Origin of the sequence: Moraxella sp. K127 (assembly GCF_015223095.1) — a bacterium.
Taxonomy (GTDB): Bacteria; Pseudomonadota; Gammaproteobacteria; order Pseudomonadales; family Moraxellaceae; genus Moraxella.
The window spans coordinates 1-841 of record NZ_JADFBZ010000105.1; the positions used below are offsets into that span (position 1 = coordinate 1).

Genomic DNA, 841 nt, shown 5'->3' on the forward strand with positions numbered 1-841 from the left:
AAAACAATGACAAACCCCACCCACTATGCTAAGATTATTTTATTTACCCACAAAGAACGCCCATGCCCCACACCGACACCATTGCCGACTGGCTTGTCTCTCACCGTCTGTATGAAGACAATCTATTTTATTATGCTCTTATTATCTGTTTTTGGTTCTTTATTGGATTTGTCTTTTTAGGCTTTGAAATCAATGGATACAGTCAAGCCCAAAACCTTTTCTTTAACTTCATCTATTATCTTATCATCTGTGCCTGTATGGCACTCTGTCCCTTTTGGTTTAAACTTTTCTTTTCAAAAACTCATACTGCCAAACGAGAGCAAGAACTACAACAAGCCCTAGATGAACTTAATGAATACGACAGAGCAGAAGTAGAAGCAGAGCTTGCTCATACAGGTGGTCTTGCCATGCGACCTATCCAAAAATGGGCAATCATCTTTCTTGGTTCATACTTCTTATTTGAAGTGTTTTTTATTTCGGCATGGGTTAAGGATTTGGCACTTGTATGGGAGCCAAGATGGGCGAGTGCATTGATTGAGTGGGTAAGAGAGAATACGGATTTTTTGTCTGATAAAGAAAGAGTTGATCGTAAGTTGTTTTCAGTATATATCAAGCCTAGTGATACAGAATTATACCAACTTTACACGTCCGAAAGAGAGTTTTTAGCTTCTAGTTTTGGTGGAGCAACCACTTTATTTCAAGTATTTAGAAGTTTTTGCTTTCCACTCATCTTATTTGCAATTGCAACGATTATTTGGCGACCTTTGGACTGGTTGGGCGGACTTAGTGTAGACCCAAGAAACATTCATTCGGTTGGTTCGTTTATTTTTTCTAGTGTGGC

The 841-nt window shown here is 38.8% G+C and carries 1 protein-coding gene; it reads left to right on the forward strand.

The window, feature by feature from the left end; translation table 11 throughout:
* Positions 1-62: 62 nt before the first annotated feature.
* A partial coding sequence (locus IM753_RS12795) for a hypothetical protein (protein ID WP_194109447.1) occupies positions 63-841 on the forward strand: 779 nt, incomplete at its 3' end.